A 23,204-nucleotide genomic window follows, 5' to 3' on the forward strand; every position below is an offset into this window, starting at 1 on the left:
TCTTTTCGGCTCCGATCAGGACTGAGATCAGAAGCGAGCGACGCAGCGTGAAAGAGGCGATCTCCACCCACCGCCATCATTGAGAACTGAAGCTTTTGCCCGGGATCGTTCCGTAGTTCCCGTTATGCGAAATTGTGCGGCTCAGTTTTTGCGTTCTACGCGAGTGCCAAGCCCGCATTTACCACTAGGACCGATTTAGATTTTGAGCCTCCCCCACCGCGCGTTATGGATTTTCTCAAACCTGAAGGACGAACGATGGACGACAACATGGCCTACGCGCTCGCTTGGGGAGCGGCGAAGAGGATGGAGGCGACGGTAGATCAGTACGAGGAGGCCCTCGCCTCCCTGCGTCGGCACATCGCCGACCTGAAATGGGAGCTGATGCAGGAGCACGCCATGCGGCGCGGCCTGCAGACGGAGCTCGGGCACATGCACAAGCAGCATCCCGATTCGGTCTTCCTCAAGCCGACCTCGCTCAGGAAGCCGGACGGCTCGCCGATGACCGCCGGCGACCTCATGTACCTCGCCGGGTTCAAGGACGCGATGAAGGAGAACGGGATCGACCCCGACGCCTACCTCCGGTTCCCTGAGAAGCTGTAAGCCCGCCCACCCGGCCGAGGCTCCCATGGCCAACGATTTTGGCCCGCTCGTGCGGGTCAGGCCGATTGAGCCTGGGTGCCCGACATCGCCTTCATCGCTTCGAAGCTTCTTGTAAGCGCTCGCCAAAGGCTGCCGATCTCCTCCGATCCAGCCGACCCGGCGCTGAATTCGTTGACACCAGATCCATGGGCCAGCGAGAGGGACAATTCAGGGCGATGAGTGATCTGACCACTCCACGTCGGAACGTCGAGCGCCTGCATCGCGCCCCGTGCGTCCATTACCGTCGGATCTTCCGAGCCGTTCTTGGCCGGCGCGGCGTTGATCACCACCGCATAAGGCTTCTTGAGCTCACGGCACATTTTGATCGTGGCCTGAACAGCGTCGACATCGAACAGACCCGGACGCATGGGGATCACGACAAGATCCGCGTGCCAGATCGCCTCGGCCACAGGGGCTTCCGCGTTCGGCGGCGTGTCGATCAGAACCCATTCAGCCCCGGCGCGCCGCGCCTTCGCTAAGGTGGCCGCGAGATGCTTGGTGCCAACATGAAGCGGAAGATCCTGTGAGCCCCGGACCCAGTGCCAAAGGGCCAAAGACCCCTGCGGATCCGCTTCAATCAGGAGCGTCGGGCGAGCATTCTCGGCCATATAGCTCCCCAGATGCGCGGCAAGGGTGCTCTTTCCAGAACCGCCCTTGCGGGACGCAAAAACCACGACATTCATGCCATTTCCCCCGTCTTGATCAGGCCATCTATCGTCCGCGAGTATGGTTAACGGAGCCTTATCGCTGGGAGGACAGCAAAGCGCCCTCACCGAGGGGTCCTGTCAGACCTCCGGCTGAGGGCGGCTGGAGCCCCGGCCAAGGAAATCGGGTGGATCCTCAACCAGGGCTTATGCGGTTCAAGGAGGCTGAAACCACACAAGCTGACCTTGGCCGTTCAACCGTGGCAATATTATGGGCTGCTTACCAGCGACGTGCCCCTTGGATCTTCACCACGCCAGCAGCCAGAACATCCAACCTGACCCGCTCCGCCCGCTCCAGGACCGCCGCCATAATGCCTGTCCGATAGGACACCGGCCGCGCCAGCATGAGACGGGTTATCACGCGCGGTTCGTTGTCATTCGATGGCGCCGGCGGTGTTGGCCGCCTGTCGATCTGTCGCTTGCACATGACTTCCCCCTAAGCCCTGCAGAAGGATTACCAGGCCTAGATTGCGTGAGGGTGTTATGGCCTGCCGCAACAGCCCCGAGGTCATAGCCGCTCCGCCGGATTGAGCTTCAGGAACAGATGGGCCGCCAAGAGTGCATCGTTCAACGCATCATGCGCGTCACGCAGGTGAGCAACGCTGATGCCCGCCTGCGAACAAGCATGGCGGAGTTTGCCGGGCAATCCCGAGCGCTTTGCCAGAGCCATGGTGCAAAAGAAGCGCTCTCGCGGGTAAGTCGGCCGTGATGCACGCTCGAACTCTCGTTTGAGCGTATTGTACTCGTAGGCATAGTTGTGAGCGACAATCGTATCATCACCCACGAACTCAATGAGGTCGTGAACGACCTCCTCGAAGTGCGGCTCATTTTCCAAGTCAGCCAGCGAAATGCGATGTACCGCATAGCAGAACGGACTCATGGCTGAGCGCGGCTTGACCCTGCGGACAAACGAGCGAGGGGAGATCGTTCCGCCAATGACCTCAACAGCGGCGATTTCAATGACGTGATCATAGGATTGGGCGGTTTCAACGTCGATGACGACGTGTCGGTCAAATCGGTTCATCGTACAATATCGTGAGTATTTCTTGAGCAAATCAGTGCTTCAGCAATCTGCTCCTGGTGTGATTTGCCGGCGATGTTAAGGCAGCGCCGGCCGGGACACCAGTTTGTGGACGCCGCCACCAGCCCCAGGCAAGCTTAACCTCCTATCAAGATCCTCGGCGCAGTGTGCCCGCTCCATCATGAGGAGACGGCACCATGAGCGAATGGCATCACCGGGAACGCGGACCGATCACGGAAGAGAAGTTGGTCCGAGCTGTTCACATCCTCGCTGACATGGTCGAAGACCACGGGCCAACGTTCCGCCCGCTCTACCAGGACCTTCGCCAGCAACTGGCCGAGCATCGTCAGCGCGAGCAGGCAGCCGCAGCGGCCGAGGCCAGAGCAGCTCAACCAGGAAGCAAGGTCGCTTAAGGCTCATGACTTCCACTGGGTGGTGAACCTGAGGAAGATCAAACCCCATAAAAGGCCGGATCTCCTCAAAGCTACCACACGCTTCCAAGGAGGTCCGGTGCTGTGAGTTTAATATTCAACGAGCGGCAAAAGCTGCTCGCGAACAACTTTGACCGAATGTCGACTGCCTGCTTCACTGTCGGCATCGCCACTCCGCTGGCAGGGTATCTTTATAACATCGGGAATTTCGCCAACACGGTGCGGCTCGCGGAACTCCTGCCGGTCGCAGCCGGTTGGACAATTGCTGCAGTTCTACTACATATTATCGCCAGGAAGGCTCTTAGAGGCTTGATATCATGAACGGACAAACACTGGTGGTTTCCGTCGTTCTGCCCGGCATGGTCGTACTGCTAGCCTTTGCGGCCCTTAAAGCGAACGAGTGGTACAACAAGCGTCACCCACAATAAGCCATCGGTTTAGCATTCGCTTGTAAACATCTGATTTTCCAAGGATCGGCAGGATTTCCCGCCGGTCCTTTTTCTTTGCCCATCGCCGGCTGACAAACTCCAAGCCGCGCTATCCCGGACAAAGATATGCTCAAGTTTCTCCTCGGCCTCCCGCATGTGATGCGAGGGCCGCTGATCGACGCTGCCCGTTCCCTGAACGCGCCCGTCCTGATCAGCGCCAATGCGCTTTCCATATGGAAGAAGGACGCCAGCGATATTCCCGTCTGGCGCGGCTTCAGGACCAGCAACCTCAAACATCTCAACGGTTTAGAAGCGTATCTTGATAGTGCAGGTTTCGTGGCTGCAAGTCGGTACCGCGGACTGCCTTGGTCCGTGGATGAATACCTCGACTTGTGCGCAGCCTACCCTTGGAAATGGTTCTCGTCCGCTGACCTCTGCGTGGAACCCGAAATCGCCCGAAACCGCGAACTGGTCCTCGACAGGATCTCCGGGACGGTGGACCTCAATCGGGTCTGCATCCGCGGCGCCAGAGAGCGCGGCATCCTCAACCGCTTGATGCCTGTGTTGCAGGGCTGGATGCCGGAAGACTATGTCCGCTGCCTTGAGCGCATGCCGGATCTCTCAGGCTTCCCGATCGTCGGAGTAGGGTCCATGTGCCGGCGGCACCTCCACGGGCCCCAGGGCATCCTGCAGGTGATTGAGACCCTGGACCGCGAATTGCGCGGGACACCCATCCAGCTCCACCTCTTCGGCCTCAAAGGGGTCGGAGCTGCCGAACTGCGCCAGCATCCCCGTGTCGCCACCGTGGACTCCCAGGCCTATGGCACCAAGGCGCGCGTCGAGGCGCGGGAAGCCGGGATCAGCAAGACCAACCGGTTCCTCGCCCAGATCATGACCGAATGGTACCTGAAGCAAGTCGAGGCTCTACAGGCACCGGCCGGCGAGAACCGCCATCCCCCAGCCCTCCTCGATCTGAGGATGCCCGCTCCCCTAAGCCCCCTCGAGGCACGGCTTCACCACGCCCGCGAGCAAATGCGCGAACTCCTGGAGGCAGGAGAGATCGACTGGCAGCAGCTTCATGACGAGAGCGTGCTGGCCTTTGCCTTCGATGACGAAGAGGCCGAAGCGACTTTCCATCCGGACATGGCTCTGGCTGCCTGACAGCTTCGGTTGGCGGCGCCAGGAGGGAAGGGGGTGCGCCGGCAATCGCCCCGGGCCTGGTTACTCACCGAGCCTCGATTCCTCCCCATGATGGATGCCATAGCTCTCAAGGAGGCCGAGCCCATCCAAGCGCTCCTTCACCTCCGCCAGCGTGACAGGCCGATAGTCCCAGACATTCGTCCCCACATCATGGGAGCGCCCTTGCGCAGGCAGGGAGCCGTGGGAATGACCGTACAGATGGAAGGCTCCATAGTGGGCCTTGTTCCAGACCCGGTGCCCGTAATGACTCAGGACGACAAAGTCCTGACTGTCCCGGATCTCCGCGTACGGCTGCGACGAAAGCCACTCCGGCAAGCGCTTCACGGTCGAATGATCGTGATTACCCCACACGAAATGCTTCTGGCCGTTGAGACGGGCAAGGATCGCTGCGGCATGCTGGCCTTTGCCCCACACGAAATCGCCCAGGTGCCACACGGTGTCGGTGGGCCGGACGCGCTGGTTCCAGCGCCTGATGATCTCCTCCTCCATCTCCTCGGCGGTGATGAAGGGGCGGCGGTCAAAGTGCAGAACGGCCTTGTGCCGGAAATGGGTGTCGCTCGTGTAGAAAATGGTCATCGCTCGCTCTCTCGAAGGTGCGCTGATCCGCGCCTGACAAGAGGGCGGACAGGATCATGGCTGGGCGGGACGCCGCGGGCAGGGCGCATGCGCCCCGAGAATCTTCAGCGGGGACGCTTCACCAGGCGCGCGGCGCCACTATTCGAGCGAGACGAGTGGATTTCGGGCGCACGACGGGCATGACAGGGCCAGGAGTGCCCTCGCTCATGATTTCCGCCATCCTCTGCACGCCAGTTCTCTCCGGTTCCGAGACCGAGGCGATTATCTGCAAATTTTCCGTAGTTTCAATGCCGATCAGGAGGCCAACATGCCGGGCAAGCGCAGGAAATCACCGCCGGAACATCCCATCGAGCAAATTCTTCGGGCGGTCAGCACGATCGGGCAACTGGAGATCGTTGCCGGAATCGATCGCTCACCAGAAGGCAGGAAGGCCTTCTGGGACGACTACAAACATATCAATCCGCCAGGAGCCAGTCTCGTTGCAGGCTGTCAGGAACTCCGCCGCCGAGCTCGCCAGCGGGCAGGGCTCAAGCCGCCCTATTCTGGCTTGAGGCCATTGCCCCTCTCGTAAACAGCCCGTTAACCAAACTGTCCTATCGTTTTCAGACTGCTTTTATGCAGCGGCATTGAGAGATGAGACTACGCCACAGTCGACCCAGCGTAGCCAGCGTAAACCATCGTTGAAAGTCCCCCTTGCACAGCCACGGTGGGAGGCCGATATGCGGGAACCGCACAAAAGATATCGAGTTCAAATCATTTACGCTCCATAGCGCGTAGTGAATTCGACGTCTGCGACACAGATTGGCTCGACCGAAAAATGATCTGTGTCTCAAGGAGATCTGATCTGAATGACTACGAAGAATAACGCTCTGACCTTCCAGACTGGCGAAGCGGTCGTGTATCCTGGCCACGGCCTCGGCCTGATCACGGGAATCGAAGAGCAAGAGGTTGCTGGGTTCAAACTTGAACTCCTCGTGCTTTCCCTGGAAGCGGGAAAAGTCACGGTTCGTATTCCGATCGCAAAAGCGAAAAGCAGTGGGTTAAGAAAGCTGTCTGAGCCCGCTGTCGTCAAACAGGCCCTCGAGATCCTAAGTGAAAAGGCCCGCGCCAAGCGCGGCATGTGGAACCGCCGTGCGGCAGACTTTCAGGAACGGATCGGAACCGGCCAGCTGATCGCCGTCGCAGAGGTTCTGCGAGATCTGAACCGCGGACCGCAGCAGGAAGAAGCCTCCCATAGCGAGCGACAGATCTTCGAGAGTGCTCTAGACTTCATGATTAAGGAAGTCGCAGCGATAAACCAAATCACCGACACAGAAGCCCGTAAGCTCATTGAGCAGAGTTTGGCCAGTGCTCCTCGACCTGGCAAATCAGCGAAGGGCAACGCAGCCGCATAGCCACGATAGCGAACCGTACCGGTTGGCGGCGCAAAGAAGAGAATGGTTGCGCCGCCAATCGTTGGAAGCTGTTGAAGAGCTTTTGCTTGCTACTGCGCGCCTCCTGCGCAACGATGCGGCGGCGACATGAAGCGGCAGTCCATCATGATCATTCGCTCTGATACCCAGCCAGCCCCATAAGCGGTCTGGACATTCCAGCGGCCACCGCTATGGCCGATGATACGAGCCGGAGCATGATCCGGCAGCTTGTCACAACGCATTTGGTCCTTATCGCAAAGCGCAGCACCTGCTTTGATCCAACAAGCCTGCTGTTGTGTCGAAGTACATAGGCGGCGGGTATCCTTCTGCCACGGGGTCTCTGCCATCGCGGCATTCACATAAAAGATCGAGGCCACGACGAGTGCGCAGGCGAAATAGAAGCGAACCATGGTTTTCTCACTCGGCAGCGAAGCAATAGCCCTCGCTGATGCCTTTTATTTGCTCGTTACAACTCTGCCCAGATTACCGAACCGTGACCGGCTTCGCTTCTGATGACACTGGCGATGTCTCAGCCGAGAATGCTCGCGCATGATGTCTCATGAGAACCGTCAGCCGATCAATAACAGTTCTGATATCTGCTCTATGCCGATCTTCGTCGTTCATCACGAGCCACTGCCGATGCCGCAGCTCCTCAAGCGTTCCCCCGACCCGCTCCAAGAGAGGCTCTTGATCCCCAACGAAACAAGGCAGAACACCTTTGCCCGCGCCGGCACAAATCAGATCCTGCAGAGACCTCGGGCGGTTTACCAGCACGGCAATCTTATCGGGTACATGCGTGTACGGCCATCGAAGGTAGGCGGAAATGGCACTCTCCTTGCTGATCGCGACCCACCGATCCTGCTCATCTGCAGTTAGGTGCTTTGCTTGGTAGACGGCGTATGCGACCTCGCCAACTTTTACGGCCGCCAGGTTGCTTTCGACGGGCTCAAACGCACGGACGCCGATGTCACTTTCGCGATGTGCTAAAGTCGCCCTCTGTTCCGAAATGAGAAGCTCAACCCGGAACCGGTCGCGACTGGAGCAGATGGCAGGCAGATTCTTGCTGATCAACCAAGCCACCCAGGTTCCCGCTGCGATCCGGACGGTCGGGATGCCGTTGGCCTCTTCCCGCCAGGCCTCAACATTGCGCGCCACGAGGTCCATCTGCTGAAGACGCTCGAACAGCTGTTGCCCGGCCTCAGTAAGGGAGTAGCCGGATTGGCTTCGGTTGAACAGGGATACCCCGATTTCCCGCTCGAACTCGAGCATCCGCCGGCCGATGGTGGCACTGCTCAGTCCAAGCACGGCACTGGCTGGGCTGAGACCACCCTGCTGGGCGACGGTCAGGAAGACCTGGTATCCATCCCAAGCGATGTTTTTCATTTCCGAAACATACCTTGCGTTTCTGGTGGTTCAGAGATCCCAGCGATCAGACTATTTAGGAAGGCACTTCAGGCAAACAGAGGTGTCCTATGATTGATACTGTACTAATCTGGCAGATGATCCAGATGAATGCCCGATGCATGCAACCTCCTCAACAATCAGAAGACGCATTCTATAGGTGTTTCAGCAATGCCTACCCGTCAACATCGTGGATCCGGTGTGCGCGAGCAATCGAAACCGCAACGATGCTTGCAGCGTCGCTGTGGTGGCAGTTCAGAGTTCAGATTGCTGCTCGCCGTCCAGCCTTACTAAAACGAATTACGGATTAGTGTAGAGCATAGTCGGCATGCCTGAAGCAGTCTCAGGCATTCTTTACAGTGATGGCGTCCTCATCACAGGTCTTTGCACGGTGATCGGCATCACCACGCTTTGGCGCCTGAAAACCCGACGAGATCCTCAATCCAACCTGTCATCCTATTGATCTGGGAATTCCTCAAACCCCAAAATACCCGATGACTTCTCCGCCACGGCCATAGCGACCGTGCCGAAGGGGTCTTCGACTCCTTAAGGGCCACAGGTAAGCCCGCCGGTTCCAAAGAGACTTTGTCTCTCGCGGCCTGCTCTCGGCCGCAGGCGAATCCTGCTCAACCTCACCTTGCGATTGACCCCTGCTGCATCCTGCGGCGGCCGGCTCGCGGTCAATGGAACCCCCGTCTCGATAGAGCATGCCGGCTGCCCTGAAGGAGACAGCTTATGAAATCCCTATCCGTTCATCTTGATCGCCTTGAGAAGGTCCTCAAGGCCCGCGGCATCCCTTGCAAGCGTCACCAAACCCTGGAAGTCGCTGCCGCCGCATTCGGCTATCACAACCAGAACGAACTCACCGCTGCCGGTAAAGCGGGCGATCTCAATCCGCCGCTGGCCGAGCCCATTGGGGAAGTCGCCCTACCGACGGGCGAGACGATCATTGTGGTTCGCGATCCCCTCGCCAACTCGGCTTATGCAGTTGACCAGGCCTTCGTCGAACAGGTCATCGCCGAGGAGCGGGCGGAGCTCTTCGGTCCTACGCCCTACGGACACCTTCTGAACCTGTCGCGGCTCCTAGACGATCAGATCCTGCCGCTTCAGGCCAACCTCGACGGCATCGGCGCGTCAGAGACCATCGAGATCCCGCTATTCATCGGGCAGGTCAGCCACAAGCATGGAGACAACCTCTATGTGATGGCGACACAAGAAGCTCTCGATGCCGAGGTCGCCGATTACTGCCGGTCCAGCCTGTTCAACGACCGGACGTTTCGTCCCGGCAACCCCGCAGACGATGGTGAGGATCTCACCAAGCTTTCCGACAAGGACATCATTCGCTGGTACTTCGACGCGCCGCACGAAGAATATCTCCACACGTCGACCGACACGCTGAGGGTGCCTCTGCCGCTTCTTCGTGAGCTCCTTGGTGTGATGCCAAGCGCAGCGTCCCAGCCGAAGCGCAATACCGGACCTTCTGCCAAACCCGAACCCAAACCGCTGCCGGATACCACGCACCCTAGTGCTCGGCAGCTGATCGCCGGGATCGATAGTGTCTGGGACGATCACCCCGACTATCCGTCCGAAGACTGGAAGTATGAAGTCGAGAACGGCGACACTCGCCGGGGATACTGGGATTGGGTTGCGGCCAAACTCGAAGAGGCTGAGGACGAGGACGACGAAGCCGAGGATACAGCGGATACTGCGGACCTTCCCCCGGTTCAGAAATGGTGCGCCGACGATGCTGACGGCTATGCGGGAGGCTTGCTTTACACGACCAATGGGTGTTGCGAAGTGGCTCACGCGGGACCACGCCTGTTCAGCAAGCTCGGGCTGGAGTGGAGTGTCGATGAGCACGGATTCTTTTATCCGCTGACGGAAAAGGAGAGCCGGTTCATTGGCGAAGATGGCATTGAGCTTCCCAATGGCTTCTGGCCGCACATGGCCTATAGCTGCCTCTATGAAGGCCGGAAGTTTGCCTACCCGTCCATCGAGATCGGCTATGGCCGTGACAATGAGGGCGATCGGGAAACCGTCTTGCGGCAGCTTAAAGCTTATGCCGATCAAATCCGGCCCCGGATTGAAGCCATCGGCGGGCATGTCATCCTCGAGGAGGACGATCCCGACACCAGTCACACGCTGCTGACCCTGATCCCGTTCGACTACATCGTCCAGAACGCCGTCGAATTCGACGACTGGAAGATCAAGCTGGCCCGGCTGATGATGCCGAAGGATGCCCCGGCGGTGATGGCGGAATTTACGCCGCAAGTGTGGGTTGGTGATCAAACCATGGTGGTTGATCCGCAGGGCGACACGACCTGGGATATCACCGCAGAGATCATCGCCATGGGGCGCCAGAAGGCACTTGAGCTTCAGGACGATCAGCACAACACGGACGACCTCCGCTACACCTTCAATGCCCCGAAGTGGGTTCAGGATTGGGAGGGACCCTTTTACATGGAGGTATCCGAGCAGATCGCGGCCTTCTATGAGGCGCTCGACAAGAAGGCCTAAGCCTTTGGCGTCGTGACCGGCGAGGCTATGGGAAGCGGCGGGATAGGTCCTGCCGCTACTCCCCCTCTACGTGAATTTACCAACTTGTAGGGCCTTGGCTCCTACACAGATGATGAGAGCAGCGCTTTGCGGATGGATTCGTTCGTCCCCGAAGCGGTGCGCTTATCACGCACCCCGCGACTGCCGCCACGCGGCCGGTTGGGGCATTCCCAGGATGGAAAGAGTGATAACCTTTTCCCTGCGGATCACCAGAAATGGAAAGGACGAGTGGACCTTCACAATCACACTCGTCCCGCCATTCTTCTGGTAACCGAAGCGCCCCGTAAGGGGTCCACCCTGTAAAACAGGGGGAGAGGCAGGTGTTAGCAGCACCTGTCCCTTCCTGGGAATATATCAAACGCCGGAGCGCATGGGAAGTTGCGCTTCGGCGTGCCCCCGGAAAGAGCAGGTCCAGTCGCTTTTCGGCCAAACGTTTCGATTTTCAAACACTTAGCCGCTCTTTCAATGGAAATCGCGAGCCGCAACCCGGATGATCGGCACCTCGGCTAATTTCTCCGGCAGTTCAGCCGCCGGCGGGATGGCGATCTCCCTCGTTCCCTCACGCAGACGATCACGGGTCCCGATCTTCGCCTCATCACCACGTCCATGGCGCATGCTGAAGGGGTCATTCCGGTCGCCGACGCTGCGCATCAGATCTGTCAGGTCAATCAGATGCTCAGCGATCAGATGCGTCACGCCGCCCTCTCGCTGGAAACGCCCGCGCACGCCGATCATGCCGGATGAGAGGATCAGACGGCGCTGCTTCCCGAAGAGGGACGGCCAGACAATGATGTTTGCCACATCGGTTTCATCCTCGATCGTCATGAACATCACGCCTTTGGCTGAGCCGGGCTTCTGGCGTACCAACACCATGCCGGCAATCGTCAAGCGCTGCCCGTCCCGGACCCGCCGCAGTGTCGCGCAACTATGGATCCGGCGCTCGCGCAACTCGCCGCGCAGGAAGGCGAGGGGATGCTGACGCAGCGTCAGTCCCTTTGAGCGGTAATCCTCAACCACCTCCCGCCCTTCGGTCATTGGCGTGAGCTCCACGGCCGGCTCAATGCTCTCCGACCGGATAACCCGGTCCCGTTCGTCGGCAGCCGCGAACAGCGGCATGACCTCATCAGAGAGACCACGGATCGTCCAGAGCGCATCGCGCCGGTTGACGCCAAGAGAGCCGAAGGCATCGGCCTCGGCCAGGCGCTCAAGAGCTATCACCGGGATTTCCGCCCGGCGCCACAGCTCTTCGATGGATGTATACGGTGTGTCGCTTCGTGCGATCGGGATCATGCCGCCATCGACGTTGGCCAGGCCGTGCACCAGGCGAAGACCCAACCGAACTGCAAATCGGTGGCGGTTCCGCGTCGGCTCCAGGGTGCAATCCCACCGGGAGTGATTCACATCGATGGGCCGGATCTCGACCCCATGGGCCTTTGCATCCCGGACCAGTTGCGCCGGAGCGTAGAAGCCCATTGGCTGCGCATTCAGGATCGCGCAGCAGAACACGTCCGGATGGTGCCTTTTCATCCATGAGGAGGCATAGGCGATCTTGGCAAACGACGCTGCATGGCTCTCCGGGAAGCCGTAAGAGCCAAAGCCTTCGAGCTGCTTGAAAGTTCGTTCGGCGAATTCCCCGTCATAGCCGCGGGCAATCATTCCATGGACCAGCTTATCCCGAAACTTGGTCACGCCGGCCGTCAGCTTGAAGGTCGCCATAGCCCGCCGAAGCTGATCTGCCTCGGAAGGGGTGAACCCGGCGCACTCAATGGCAACCCGCATTGCCTGTTCCTGAAACAGCGGCACGCCCAGGGTTTTCTCCAGAACGCGCTGCAATTCCGGGCGAGGATATTCCGGTTTTTCGTGCCCCTCCCGACGGCGCAAATAGGGGTGCACCATATCGCCCTGGATCGGCCCAGGGCGAACAATCGCCACCTGAATGACGATGTCATAGAAGTTCGCCGGCTTAATCCGGGGCAGCATCGCCATTTGAGCGCGGCTCTCGATCTGGAACACGCCGACCGTGTCCGCCTTCTGGATCATCTCATAGGTCTTTTGATCGTCGACCGGGATCGACGCCAGATCCTGCTCGATCTGCTTGTGCTCCCGCAGGAGATCGAAGGCACGACGCATGCAGCCGAGCATCCCCAGGCCCAGCACATCGACCTTCATGAACTTCAGAGTGTCGATGTCGTTCTTGTCCCATTCAATCACCTGGCGATTTTCCATTGCTGCCGGTTCAATCGGCACCAGATCGTCGAGGCGTTCCTGGGTCAGGACGAAGCCGCCCGGGTGTTGGGAGAGATGGCGCGGCGCTCCGATCAGCTCGGAGGCGAGTTCCAGGGTCATCCGAAGACGCGGGTCGCTCAAATTGAGGTTGAGCTCCTTCGCCTCCTTGTCGGTCACACCCTCGTTGCCCCAGCCCCAGACCAGACCGGACAAGCCTGCCGTCACATCCTCCGGCACACCAAGAACCTTGCCGACCTCACGGACGGCGCCACGGGCGCGGTAGGTGATCACTACGCCAGTCAGAGCGGCACGGTGCCGGCCATAGGTGTCATAGATCCACTGGATCACCTCTTCCCGCCGCTCATGCTCGAAATCCACGTCGATGTCCGGCGGCTCCCGGCGCTCCTGGGACACGAAGCGCTCAAAGAGCAGATCGTGTTCGGTGGGATTGATGGAGGTGATGCCGAGGACGTAGCAGACGGCGGAGTTCGCGGCCGAGCCCCGCCCCTGACACAAGATTCCCCGGGACTTCGCGAAGCTCACGATCGCATGGACCGTCAGGAAGTAGGGCGCATACTCCAATTCCTCGATCAGATGGAGTTCATGACGGCAGGTTGCCGCGACCACATCCGGAATGCCGTCCGGATAGCGCTTGGCCGCTCCCTCCCAGGTCAAGCGCTCGAGTTTCTCCTGGGCTGTCTCGCCCGGGTCCGTTTCAGACGGATATTGGTACCGCAGCTCGTCCAGGGAGAAGGTGCACCGGTCGAGGATTTCACCGACACGCCAGAACGCCTCAGGGTGACGCTCGAACAGGCGCTGCATCTCCGCCGGGTCCTTGAGGAAGCGATCGGCATGGCGATCAAGCCGAAACCCGGCTTCGTCGATAGTGCACCGCTGACGGATGCACGACACCACATCCTGCAGGCGACGTCGGGATGGTTGGTGGTAGAGGACGTCGCCCATAGCAACCGTCGGCACCTTCGCCGCCTGTGCGGCCTGCTCGACATGATAAAGGCGCAAGTGCTCGTTGGGGGCAAAACGGCGGATGAGAGCCATGTAGGCCCGATCGCCAAAGGTCGCCTTAAGGCGCGCCAGGTTCGTCTTAAGCTCCTCATCCGCATTGTCGCCGAGGAGAATGGCCAAAAGGCCCTCCTGCCATGCGATAACATCCTCCCAGGTGAGAAGGCAGCGCCCCTTGCCAGCCCGGCTCTTGCCGACACTCAGGAGCCTGCAAAGGCGCGAATAGGCGGCGCGATCCGTCGGATACACCAGCAGCGAGGTGCCGTCTGTCAGATCCAGCCGGCAGCCGACGACAAGGCGGACGCCCGTTTCCCGTGAGGCCTCATACGCCCTGACGATCCCAGCAAGCGAGTTCCGATCGACAATTCCCAGTGCCGTGATCCCAAGGAGCTTCGCCTGCTCGAAGAGTTCGGCCGGACTGGAAGCTCCTCGCAGGAAGCTGAAGTGGGTGGTGACCTGTAATTCGGCGTACATCAGCCGAAGAACCCATGCACCCACCACCGACCGCCCTCAGCCATGGGAGCATCGCGGAAGATCCAGAACCGGCCACCCTGATCGGTTTCAATTCGGTAATAGTCCCGAGAGGGGCCATCCTTATCTCCTGCCCACCACTCAGGCGCGATCCGTTCCGGACCATCGGCATTGACCACCTTATGCCGGATCTTGCGCCAAACGATGAGGGCAGGGGGGTGATCCGGGACAAGGGCCGTCGCCACCACGCGCTCCGGTGGATCGAGCAGACGGGTCGGCCGCGGCAGGTTCTCGGGCCAGACTTCCCCAGTTGGCGGAGCAAGCGGTGAGATCCGCTTTACCATCCGCTCAGGCACCAAGGTCTGAACAGGGGCCAAGCGATAGACGCGGGCGCTGCCCACTTTCGCGCTGAGCCGGTCAACAAGACGGCTCAGGTCCACATCCTGCGTTTCAGCTGCGTCGATGCCCCTGGCCTCCACCTGCGCTTCGGCGAATGGCTCGACCTTGCTCGCCACAAGAACCATCTCCTCAATGCCGAAGCCTGGATCGACGGTCTCCAGTCGCTCATCGAAGAGTTTTGCGAGGTGAGCGTGCTCCCGGGTCGCTTTGGCCGTTCCGACCCGCAGCGAGGCCCCCTTCTGGTCGACCCGACGGAGGATCAAATCCAATCGCCGCACACCCTGACCTCGTTTGACAAGCTGGCCGCACAGGTCCTCGGCCAAGTGCCTGACCACTTGCTGAAGATGCTCCAGCCGGCCGATCGGCTCCGCAAATGCGCGGCTCGCCATTGCCGTTTCGTGCGGGATCAGCGGGTTGATCGGTTCAAAGGCATGACCCAGCGCCTGGTCGAGCCTGAGCGCCACGTCTTTCCCGAAGCGCCGAACCATCGGCGCCCGAGGCATAGCCGCAAGCTGACCGACACGATCGACCCCAAGCTTTTGCATCGTGGCCACGGTCTGAGGAGGGATCCTCAAAGCGGCAACCGGCAGGGTTGCCACGGCCTCGACGCTTCGGCCCACTGGAACGATGCCCCCGCCACGATAGCGGGCGACCGCCCATGCAGTACCCGGAGCATCAGCGATCGCAGCCTTCGCGTTGATCCCTTGACCTGAAAGACGCCCCAACAGGTGCTCGAGAAGCTTCTCCTCGCTGCCAAAGAGATGGGCCACACCCGCGATGTCGATCCAAATTCCGTCCGGCGGGTCGAGGGCGACGACGGGTGAATAGGCGATGGCCCACCGCGCCAACCGCTCCAAAGCAGCCCTGTCCTCCTCTGGCGCGGCGTCAATCACATGGAGGTTCGGAACACGGGCTTGTGCCTGGGCAATCGGAAGCCCTGGACCAAGACCCAACTCCAACGCCTTGGAGCAAGCGCACCCAATCCGCCGCGCAGATCCGATTGATAGGGCCGTGACCAGAGGCTCATCGGGGGGAGGGCCGCCATGCCGCCTAACCCGGTCCGTTGACCAGGTCGGAAGATACACGGACACCATCCGCCTCATTCAAACCCCCTGCGCCAACCTTCAGACAAAGCAATCCCGACGGGAGGATCGGCACCTAGCGGCCGATTCACTCCAGCTTCGCGGAACATAAGGCGAACGTCGGACGCGAGGAATAGGATCCCTTTGAGACGGAGTCAGTCCTGTGAATAGCGTGAACAAATCGGGATCATCCATGATTTGTTTACCCTTAACGCAGCGGTCACCAAATCGCGGAGACACCGTGCCAACTGGGAAACGGTCTGCTATAAAAGGGAGAAATTACGCAAATCATTTCCGATTTCAGAAACCAAATGCCAGGACCCTCCACGTTGATTCAGCAGGCAGAAATCGCCTCTTGCCCCGATCCCGTCATGACTTTCATTACGGATGCATACCGGGCTCTGACAGATTTGGGTCTGCGGAATAAGATGATTTCTCTTCCCGCCGCGAGCTCGCGTGGGCGTTCGATCGATCTCGCGGTCGACCCTGATGCCTTGGTTGAGTTCTTCGCTCAACCAGACGCCGCAGGTAAGATCGGGTCTGACATTCTCCCGCTGGCTCAAGAGTCTCAGCGATCGGCCGCAGATCTTCGCCGCTCAATTATCTCGTTGATCGCTGATGCGGAGATCATCGCCAGCGAACAAGGCATCGAGACCCGCCGGCTTGCTCTCGGCATGATTGAGTGGAAGGACGCCGACGGCGCAAACCGGACAGCTCCAATGTTTACCATACCGGTTACGGTCACGAATGATCTCACGATCACGCAGGCCGGGCCGCTTGAGCCGAACGAAACCTTTCCACTTTTTGCAGATTCATTCGGATGCACTGTCGGGATCGACCCGACCAAGCCGCCATCTCGCGCATTGGTTGTGAAAGCACATGCTGTTGAGCCGGTAAAACCCGGCGGCATCGCAATCCTCGGCTATAAGCCTCGGGTCAATCTTAACCTGTATGCTGGCAAAAGTGCTGCCATGCACCGGGCCGTGGATATTTCCGCTCGACCGCACCTAACCGAAGTTGGTGCGCTTCGCATTCTCGCAGGCTTAAGTCCGGCGAGCACGAGAAATCATCTCAAAACGCCAAACCTGCATATTGTCGATGCCGACTTAAGCCAGGACGAGGTGGTCACTGCCGCCAGGGCAGGGGAGTCCTTCGTTCTTCAGGGCCCGCCCGGAACCGGCAAATCGCAAACTATCGTCAACGTCGTCGCCAATCTACTCAATGATGGAAAGCGTGTTCTTGTCTCGGCGGAGAAAACCGCTGCACTGGAAGTAATTGCCGATCGCTGGCCGAAGAACGTTCAAGGCATTCCGTGCCCAGTCCTCCTCACTGAGGGAGGAGCGCCATTAGGACCTGAGGCTCAGTTCGCAGTCGCAACTCCGGCAGTCGCCGCCCTTAAAATCCCTCCTGGAGTCTCATTCGACACCCTCATCGTCGATGAGGCATCTCAGATGAGGCTGGCTCATTCCGCTGTCGTCGCTGCGTTGGCAGACCAGATCATCGTGATTGGTGACTCGCAGCAGATGGCGCCGAGCAACCTGTTCGCACGGGTCGGCCAGACTCAAGTTTCAGCAACCATGATCCACAGTCTCCTGGATCACGCTGTCGCCTCAAACTTGCCGTCAAGGCTTCTCAAGCAGCATTACCGCTCTAAGCATGAGAGCCTCATCCTCTTCTCGAACAAGAACTACTATCGCGGACAGCTCGACATCATTCCATCCCCGCTGCGCAACGGATCGCTTGGAACTGCCTTTAAGTTCGTGTCCGACGCGGTTTACGACCGAGGTGGAGCCGGGGATAACGTTGTTGAAGCCAATGCCCTAATTTCAGATGCACTAGAAATCGCGAAAGCGAACAATTCGCGGAGGAGAAATCCACTCGGAGGTACTCCCCGTTCTGTGGGAATTATCACGCTCAATGAAAATCAACGCGATCTAATCCTTACTCTGCTCCCCGAGGCGCTGGAACGACAGAGCCTATCCGAGCTCGACCTTGCCGGAACAAACGGGCACGGGAGGCACTTCGTCAAAGCTCTTGAGAATGTCCAAGGCGACGAGCGTGATATTATCCTCGTTTCGACAACTTATGGCCGAGACCGGAAGCAGCGCTTCATCGCGAATCTGGGCGTTCTCTCACAGCCTGGAGCCGCGAACCGCGTCAATGTGCTTGCAACGCGGTCAAAGTGGAAGACAGTCGTCTATCATTCTTTCGAAATGGAGTTGCTTGCTGACGCCAGTAGTGATGGCGCGGAGTCATTCAGGAAGTATTGGAGGGAAGTTCAGAACTGCTCCGAGATCAGACCAAGCCTCGTCCCGTTAGACGAATCTAACCCGGGAGATGATCTCGAGTTAGCGTTCCGCCTGATGCAGAAGCGGCTCAAGTTCGAACGGTACTTCGTTCACAAATTCCCACGCTTCGTGGCCGGGTTCGAGAAAGACGACCCACACCGGTACGTCATAAGTTTCTACATCACTGGGCTCTATTCGCCTCTGCAAGAGGCTTCGGACATTGCACGCATCAAGAACGCTGGATGGCAGCTCTGTCGTATCCCAATCGACGAGTGGCGAGCCGATCCTGAGAAGATGGCTGACGGCGTCTACCGCGTCATGTCCAAGGCTTCGCTGGTGAAAATCGACCTGTAGGTAATGCAGATGGACCCGCATAAGCCGTTGATATCACTTTCGGAATCTTCCCCCCGGTTCCATAACTAATCTTATGCGAAATTATAACGTTGCGCCCAACACAGGAGATATGCATTGAGTCCCTCCCCCAAAGTGCGTGCCTCGGTCCGGAAGAAGGTCGACATCCTCACGACCGTCATTTCGACAATGCTCGAGATCGCTGAGGACGGTTTTGATCTCATGATGAAGATGAAGATTCAACGTCCCTTCAGACGTTCGAAGCTCACGCGGCTCCGCCGGGAATTTTTGATCCTCCAACAAAGCGTGCTCGCTGCAGACAATCCGAATCCAGACATCGGTGCAGGCAAAGAGATGGCTGGCGCAATCAACCAGTTATACACCCAATTGATGGATGGCCTCGAAGTCCATTTTCAGCGCTATACGAGCAAGACCGGAAAAGATCTGCTGAAGACGCTCAATAGCATGCGGCGGTGCTTCGCATCCGTAGCCCGCGAGGCACTTCCCTAGACGCATTTAGTCTCACAACTCATCACAGTTCGAAGCGAGAAAGAATGATCAACTCACCTGAAAGCAATCGGCCTCTCGACCCAACAATAGCTGAGATCAACCAGACCTTGAGCGAGATGCTTGCCCGAAACGAGGCTTTATACGCCATGTTGGAGGAGTTGAACCTTAAACCTCCCTTCGACAGGTCAGACTTCGAGTGGACCCGGGAGGAAATCTCAACATTGAATACCCGCCTCCAAGCAGCGAGCGATCCAGACTCTCTTGCTGGATTAGTCGTGAATCACGCAACGCTCCTAGGTGGGAAATACCTTCGGCTCGTTGATTGCATAGAAGCGGAAATCTCTCGACAAGCACCCGAGCGTGCCAAAGCGCTTAAGGAGTGGCTTGCTGGGATCCAACAGCACGACAGTGCAGTTGAGATTAACTCATTTCACTAACTGCCGCGGATAATAGGAAAAATCGATGAATACCCTCCCTCCCGTGACAGACCTTCACATTGCTCCGCTTGCATCCGATATCCTAATGAAAGAGATCGAGACGCTCTGGAACCTTCAAATCGGAATCCTCGACGAGATCGATGAGCAGATTGAGGCCGCCGAGGATATGGGCGCCGAGATGCACGCGCTAGAAAGGCGCGCCGAACAATTGCGGGACGGGATTGCGTCTACGTTCTCCCGGCTCAGAACCGCCGGGAATAACGACGCTGCTTGGGAACGCGCCTTCCTGCAAGCTGGAACTCTTTATGAGGATCTCGTCAGCTTCCGTGCGCTTGTAACGTCGGAGGTGCTGCTCATCGCCGGAGCGGCCGAAGTTCAGGATGCTGCGCCGCCGCAGACGTTCCTTCATTAGAGCCGCACTCCGGGCCGCCGGAGCCACCTTAACGTTTTTCCCCAGAGCCCCATGACAGCCGATTTCGAAGTCCTCTGGCAACGGGTCGAGGCCATTCCTCACCCAGGGCCCGCCCCGAAGCCCCAAGCATCCACGATCCTCCCGTCACGCCAAGCGCGGTTCTTTCGGCGCCTTCTCGATACCCGCCAGGTCGCCCTCGCCCTTGCCTGGACGGCTTTTATCCTTCTCCCGATCCTCAGCCTCGCTGGAGGAGACCCAGTATCGCTATGGTCTGTTGGAGGGGTCGGCCTCCTCTGTCTCTGCTGTGTCCTAGCAATTCCTACAGACACCAGTGCCTTCCAGAAGCGGCTCCACGGTGCCGAGGCTGAATGGAAGAGTGTCGAGACCGAATGGGAGCAATGCGCTGGCCCGCGATCATTCGACACCAAGAAGCTCCAACTGTTGGACCTCCGGAATGAATGGAACAGTCTTCCTGACCTCGAAGAGGAGAAGATGGAGTCCCTCAAAGACGTCCAATGGGATGCCCAACGCCAGCAATTTCTATCCGGATTTCCAATCCATGAGGCCGACATTTTCAACGTTGGCGATGGGCGTCTGAAGACCCTCCGAGAGGCGAACATCAAGACGGCAGCCGACATTACAACGGTCGAAAACTTGGCCCGCATTCAGGGTATTGGCCCCTCAATCGGGAAAACTCTAGTCGATTGGCGCAGAACGCTGCAGAGCGGGTTCCAATTCGATCCTACCGAGCCACTCCTGCCGGCGCAGGTCGATGGCGTCAAAGCAGACATCGCAGCTCAAGCAAGGGATCTGGAACTCCAGCTGAGGCTCGGGATCGCCGACCTCGAGAAAACGCTCGCACGGATCCAGAAGGTTCGCTCCCGTGGCGCCGAGATCTTGAGCCTGGAATTCGACCGATACCAGAAGGCGCGCAACGAAGTATCCCTCCTCTCATAATCGTAGGGGTATCGAGCCCACTCGCGGCAAGGGCTTCGTTGCGCGAAATTAGCCGCCGGTCGAGCGCAGAGCGGCTGGCGTTTACGCTGTTTTAAATCGTAAATTCCAATTAACAGGTCGATCCTCTATCGTGCCCTTCGCATTCACGTGAATGTACGTCGGCCGCGTCATATGAGGATCTTGCGCGATGCATCTAAGCCCTGCCCTTCCGATGGACCGGCGGCTCCCTTCAGGAGAAAGCATCGCTGTTAACCTCAACGCACCCCAGGTGACCGACGAGGCTGGAGTTCCATTCCCGCTCGGCGAAATGCTCTCCGACACTAACGGTGGGGCGATCTATCGTGTCCCAGCCGACGGATGGCTTGCCGCCAAAGTGCTCCGGGGCGGCCCTAGTCCGCACATGACTGCCCGGCTAAAGGGGATGCTCCAGCTCAACAACAGTGAGCTAAGGAAAGTCACGGCCTGGCCCACCGCCCTGCTCTATCCAAAGGATAGCGACGAGCCAATCGGTTTCCTTATGCCCTTGGTCAGAGGGCGCTTCCCCATCTCGACGCTCTCCAGCCCTAAAGGGCAGCTCGCGCGCTTTCCCAATGCCGACTGGAGATTTCTCGTCCGGGTCTCGACCAATCTCGCCCGGGCATTCAACGCCGTGATCAAAGCCGGATGCATCGTTGGAAACGTAAATCCCGCCAATATTCTGGTCGGACAGGATGCATCGGTCATTCTCACAGGCTGCGACACCTTCCAAATCGACATGATCGATTCTGTGGTCGGAGAAGCCGCGCAGGTAACGCTGCTTGCCCCCGAACTTCAAGACAAGCCGTTTGGTGGGCTAGTCCGCAGCGTTAACCATGACAATTTCGCCCTGGCCGTTCTGATATTCCAGTTGCTCTTTGCCGGACGCCATCCCTTCGCAGGACGCTACCTCGGGGACGGTGACATGCCGATCTCAAGAGCGATCGCTGAGTTTCGCTTCCCATATGGCTCGCGTCGTAGCGTCCATATGATGGAGCCACCGCCAAAGACCCCTTCCCTCTCAATCGTGGGGCCGGAGCTTGCCGCCCTGTTCGACCGGGCATTCGGAAAACCTGCGGTCAAGGGGGGACGTCCGTCAGCGCGCGAATGGATGGCTGCCCTCAGCCGCCTGGAGCAAAGTCTGAAGCCTTGCCGCGCCAACGCATCCCATTGGCACCACACAGCAACTTCGTGCCCATGGTGTCGTCTGTCCTCCGACGATGGGGCAGCCTCAAGTTTCTTGGCCGAGGAAGTCCTCTTCGGGGAACACGCTGACTTCGAGACCCTCTGGCGGGAAGCCGAAGCCCTCGACCCCCCAGGTGAGGCGCCCAATGTTCTCGACCTTGACTCGGCTCCTTCGGAAGCGGCTTTAGCGGTCCGCCGCAAAGGGAACCTTGCCCATCTGGCGGCGGGGGGCATCGGATTGGGCCTGATCACCTTAGGCATCTTCACCAAGATCGAGGCCATTCACCCGATGTGGTTCATCGGTGCGGGGATCCTCGCATTCTTTGTCACCCACGGTCTGTTTGACACCGAGGATGATGAGGCTGCCATCAGGCGTCGCTTAGAGCGAGGCAAACTCAAGTGGGAGGCTGCGGAGGCCGAGTGGACACTCAGGGCGAGCTCAGAAGAGTTCTCCCGTCAGAAGACTCTCCTTCAAGAGCTTCGCGACAGTTGGGACCAACTTCCAGCTCTCCGGAACCGTCGTCATGAGGAGCTCAAAGACAATCATTGGGCGCTGCAAAGGAACCGCTACCTCGATGGCTACCGGATTGCTGAGGCAAGAATAGAGGCTCTGACCACGGAACGGCAGATCTTCCTCGCCTCCTATGGAATCGAAACCGCTGCCGATATCGATATCAAGCGTTTCCACGCCATCCCCGGCCTGAGCAACCGCCTGCTCGAAAGCCTCCTCGCTTGGCGGACGTCCATAGAGCGCGATTTCATCTACGCCCCTACCCTGCCTATCGATCCCGCAGACACGGCCCGGGTCGACCAGGAGCTCAGGACCGAGAAGCGTCGGCTTGAGAGCCAGATGAGGAGCGGTCTGGCTAGCCTTAAACATGTCCGAAACGAAATCGAGGCTGCGCGAAGGACCCTCAAAGGACCGACCGAAGAGGCCTATCGCTACTATGCCCAGGCTCAAATCGATGCAGCGGTGCTTTCCTAAAGGGAGTGCACCGCCCTTTTCCCACCCACAAGGGATAGACCAAGACCCATTTAGATCAGGTGATCTCGAGATCCACTGACCAGAACCAAACCCCAAAATCTGGATCCGGAGACCTCCCATGATCAGTCGGCCCCTTCCGCGTCTGCAGCAGGCCATGAGCCTCGCTGGATTTAGCCAGTCCGAGACGCATTCGGCCATCTATACTCGCCGGACTTACAGAGATGACTTCCTGGCCGCTGCCGAAGCCATTTGCCACGTCGGCGGCGCCTCGAAGGCGATCCAATTTGCGATCCGGTGCAGGCACATCGATCGCCGCCGTCTTCTCTCCTGAGAGACCAAAGTCACGAAAATTAAGGACATTTTCGCCTTGATCCTCGTCAGGGCTTGATCGTCTTTGGAATTATCACGCACTTAAAGTACAATTTATTTCGCAAATCATACTTGCGGTGTTCCAGAGCGCTCTCTGGGTCGCTTCGGGTATGCCCTCCAACGGGAAGC

Annotated in this window: 21 protein-coding genes; 13 read left to right on the forward strand and 8 right to left on the reverse strand. The window is 58.9% G+C overall.

Going from position 1 to position 23,204, the window contains the following annotated elements; translation table 11 throughout:
- Positions 1-255 precede the first annotated feature (255 nt).
- Positions 256-600 carry a hypothetical protein gene (locus JO965_RS41885; RefSeq protein ID WP_203446944.1) on the forward strand — a complete coding sequence of 115 codons (345 nt, stop codon included), beginning with the start codon at positions 256-258 and terminating at the stop codon, positions 598-600.
- Positions 601-656: 56 nt separating this feature from the next.
- Here JO965_RS41885 and JO965_RS41890 read toward each other — a convergent pair whose 3' ends face one another.
- The 3 genes from JO965_RS41890 to JO965_RS41900 form a co-directional block, all read right to left on the reverse strand.
- Positions 657-1,322, reverse strand: coding sequence for a ParA family protein (locus JO965_RS41890; RefSeq protein ID WP_203446945.1), 666 nt, complete (start codon positions 1,320-1,322; stop codon positions 657-659).
- A gap of 241 nt (positions 1,323-1,563) precedes the next feature.
- Positions 1,564-1,770: a hypothetical protein gene (locus JO965_RS41895; RefSeq protein WP_203446946.1), complete on the reverse strand. Its 207-nt coding sequence runs from the start codon at positions 1,768-1,770 to the stop codon at positions 1,564-1,566.
- A gap of 81 nt (positions 1,771-1,851) precedes the next feature.
- Positions 1,852-2,397 (reverse strand): 3'-5' exonuclease, encoded by a 546-nt coding sequence (locus JO965_RS41900; RefSeq protein ID WP_246777228.1) that lies wholly within the window; start codon positions 2,395-2,397, stop codon positions 1,852-1,854.
- 164 nt (positions 2,398-2,561) lie between these two features.
- Here JO965_RS41900 and JO965_RS41905 point away from each other — a divergent pair, with 164 nt between their 5' ends.
- Positions 2,562-2,777 (forward strand): hypothetical protein, encoded by a 216-nt coding sequence (locus tag JO965_RS41905; RefSeq protein WP_203446947.1) that lies wholly within the window; start codon positions 2,562-2,564, stop codon positions 2,775-2,777.
- A gap of 572 nt (positions 2,778-3,349) precedes the next feature.
- Positions 3,350-4,384 (forward strand): hypothetical protein, encoded by a 1,035-nt coding sequence (locus tag JO965_RS41910; RefSeq protein ID WP_203446948.1) that lies wholly within the window; start codon positions 3,350-3,352, stop codon positions 4,382-4,384.
- 60 nt (positions 4,385-4,444) lie between these two features.
- Here the strand turns inward: JO965_RS41910 and JO965_RS41915 are convergent, their stop codons facing one another.
- Positions 4,445-4,999, reverse strand: a complete 555-nt coding sequence (locus tag JO965_RS41915; RefSeq protein ID WP_203446949.1) for a metallophosphoesterase family protein — start codon at positions 4,997-4,999, stop codon at positions 4,445-4,447.
- 307 nt (positions 5,000-5,306) lie between these two features.
- On the opposite strand from JO965_RS41915, the gene JO965_RS41920 reads away from it, so the two are divergent.
- Positions 5,307-5,570 carry a hypothetical protein gene (locus tag JO965_RS41920; protein ID WP_203446950.1) on the forward strand — a complete coding sequence of 88 codons (264 nt, stop codon included), beginning with the start codon at positions 5,307-5,309 and terminating at the stop codon, positions 5,568-5,570.
- Between the two features lie 277 nt (positions 5,571-5,847).
- On the forward strand, positions 5,848-6,393 hold the full coding sequence (locus JO965_RS41925) for a CarD family transcriptional regulator (RefSeq protein ID WP_203446951.1): 546 nt from the start codon (positions 5,848-5,850) through the stop codon (positions 6,391-6,393).
- 89 nt (positions 6,394-6,482) lie between these two features.
- On the opposite strand, the gene JO965_RS41930 is transcribed toward JO965_RS41925, so the two are convergent.
- Both JO965_RS41930 and JO965_RS41935 read right to left on the reverse strand, forming a co-directional pair.
- Positions 6,483-6,821 (reverse strand): hypothetical protein, encoded by a 339-nt coding sequence (locus JO965_RS41930; protein ID WP_203446952.1) that lies wholly within the window; start codon positions 6,819-6,821, stop codon positions 6,483-6,485.
- Positions 6,822-6,894: 73 nt separating this feature from the next.
- A complete protein-coding gene (locus JO965_RS41935) occupies positions 6,895-7,794 on the reverse strand; it encodes a LysR family transcriptional regulator (protein ID WP_203446953.1) in 900 nt (299 codons plus the stop codon).
- 753 nt (positions 7,795-8,547) lie between these two features.
- Between JO965_RS41935 and JO965_RS41940 the strand changes: the two genes are divergently transcribed.
- A complete protein-coding gene (locus tag JO965_RS41940; RefSeq protein WP_203446954.1) occupies positions 8,548-10,329 on the forward strand; it encodes a hypothetical protein in 1,782 nt (593 codons plus the stop codon).
- Between the two features lie 501 nt (positions 10,330-10,830).
- Here the strand turns inward: JO965_RS41940 and JO965_RS41945 are convergent.
- Positions 10,831-14,088, reverse strand: coding sequence for an error-prone DNA polymerase (locus JO965_RS41945; protein ID WP_203446955.1), 3,258 nt, complete (start codon positions 14,086-14,088; stop codon positions 10,831-10,833).
- A complete protein-coding gene (locus tag JO965_RS41950) occupies positions 14,088-15,587 on the reverse strand; it encodes a DNA polymerase Y family protein (RefSeq protein WP_203446956.1) in 1,500 nt (499 codons plus the stop codon). Before JO965_RS41950 ends, JO965_RS41945 begins: the two co-directional genes overlap by 1 nt.
- Positions 15,588-15,895: 308 nt before the next feature.
- On the opposite strand from JO965_RS41950, the gene JO965_RS41955 reads away from it, so the two are divergent.
- The 7 genes from JO965_RS41955 (at position 15,896) to JO965_RS41985 (ending at position 23,037) form a co-directional block, all read left to right on the forward strand.
- Positions 15,896-18,208 carry an AAA domain-containing protein gene (locus tag JO965_RS41955; protein ID WP_203446957.1) on the forward strand — a complete coding sequence of 771 codons (2,313 nt, stop codon included), beginning with the start codon at positions 15,896-15,898 and terminating at the stop codon, positions 18,206-18,208.
- Positions 18,209-18,322: 114 nt separating this feature from the next.
- On the forward strand, positions 18,323-18,715 hold the full coding sequence (locus tag JO965_RS41960) for a hypothetical protein (protein WP_203446958.1): 393 nt from the start codon (positions 18,323-18,325) through the stop codon (positions 18,713-18,715).
- A 44-nt stretch (positions 18,716-18,759) separates the two neighbouring features.
- Positions 18,760-19,152, forward strand: a complete 393-nt coding sequence (locus JO965_RS41965; RefSeq protein WP_203446959.1) for a hypothetical protein — start codon at positions 18,760-18,762, stop codon at positions 19,150-19,152.
- 85 nt (positions 19,153-19,237) lie between these two features.
- Entirely contained in the window at positions 19,238-19,564 is a 327-nt protein-coding gene (locus JO965_RS41970) for a hypothetical protein (protein ID WP_203446960.1), read from the forward strand.
- Between the two features lie 51 nt (positions 19,565-19,615).
- The gene (locus JO965_RS41975; RefSeq protein WP_203446961.1) at positions 19,616-20,521 is read left to right on the forward strand and encodes a hypothetical protein; all 906 of its coding nucleotides are present in this window, start codon (positions 19,616-19,618) and stop codon (positions 20,519-20,521) included.
- 187 nt (positions 20,522-20,708) lie between these two features.
- Complete coding sequence (locus JO965_RS41980) at positions 20,709-22,706, forward strand: hypothetical protein (RefSeq protein ID WP_203446962.1); 1,998 nt, start codon at positions 20,709-20,711, stop codon at positions 22,704-22,706.
- 118 nt (positions 22,707-22,824) lie between these two features.
- The gene (locus tag JO965_RS41985) at positions 22,825-23,037 is read left to right on the forward strand and encodes a hypothetical protein (RefSeq protein ID WP_203446963.1); all 213 of its coding nucleotides are present in this window, start codon (positions 22,825-22,827) and stop codon (positions 23,035-23,037) included.
- Positions 23,038-23,204: the final 167 nt, after the last annotated feature.

Origin of the sequence: Microvirga sp. VF16 (genome assembly GCF_016864375.1) — a bacterium.
GTDB lineage: Bacteria > Pseudomonadota > Alphaproteobacteria > Rhizobiales > Beijerinckiaceae > Microvirga.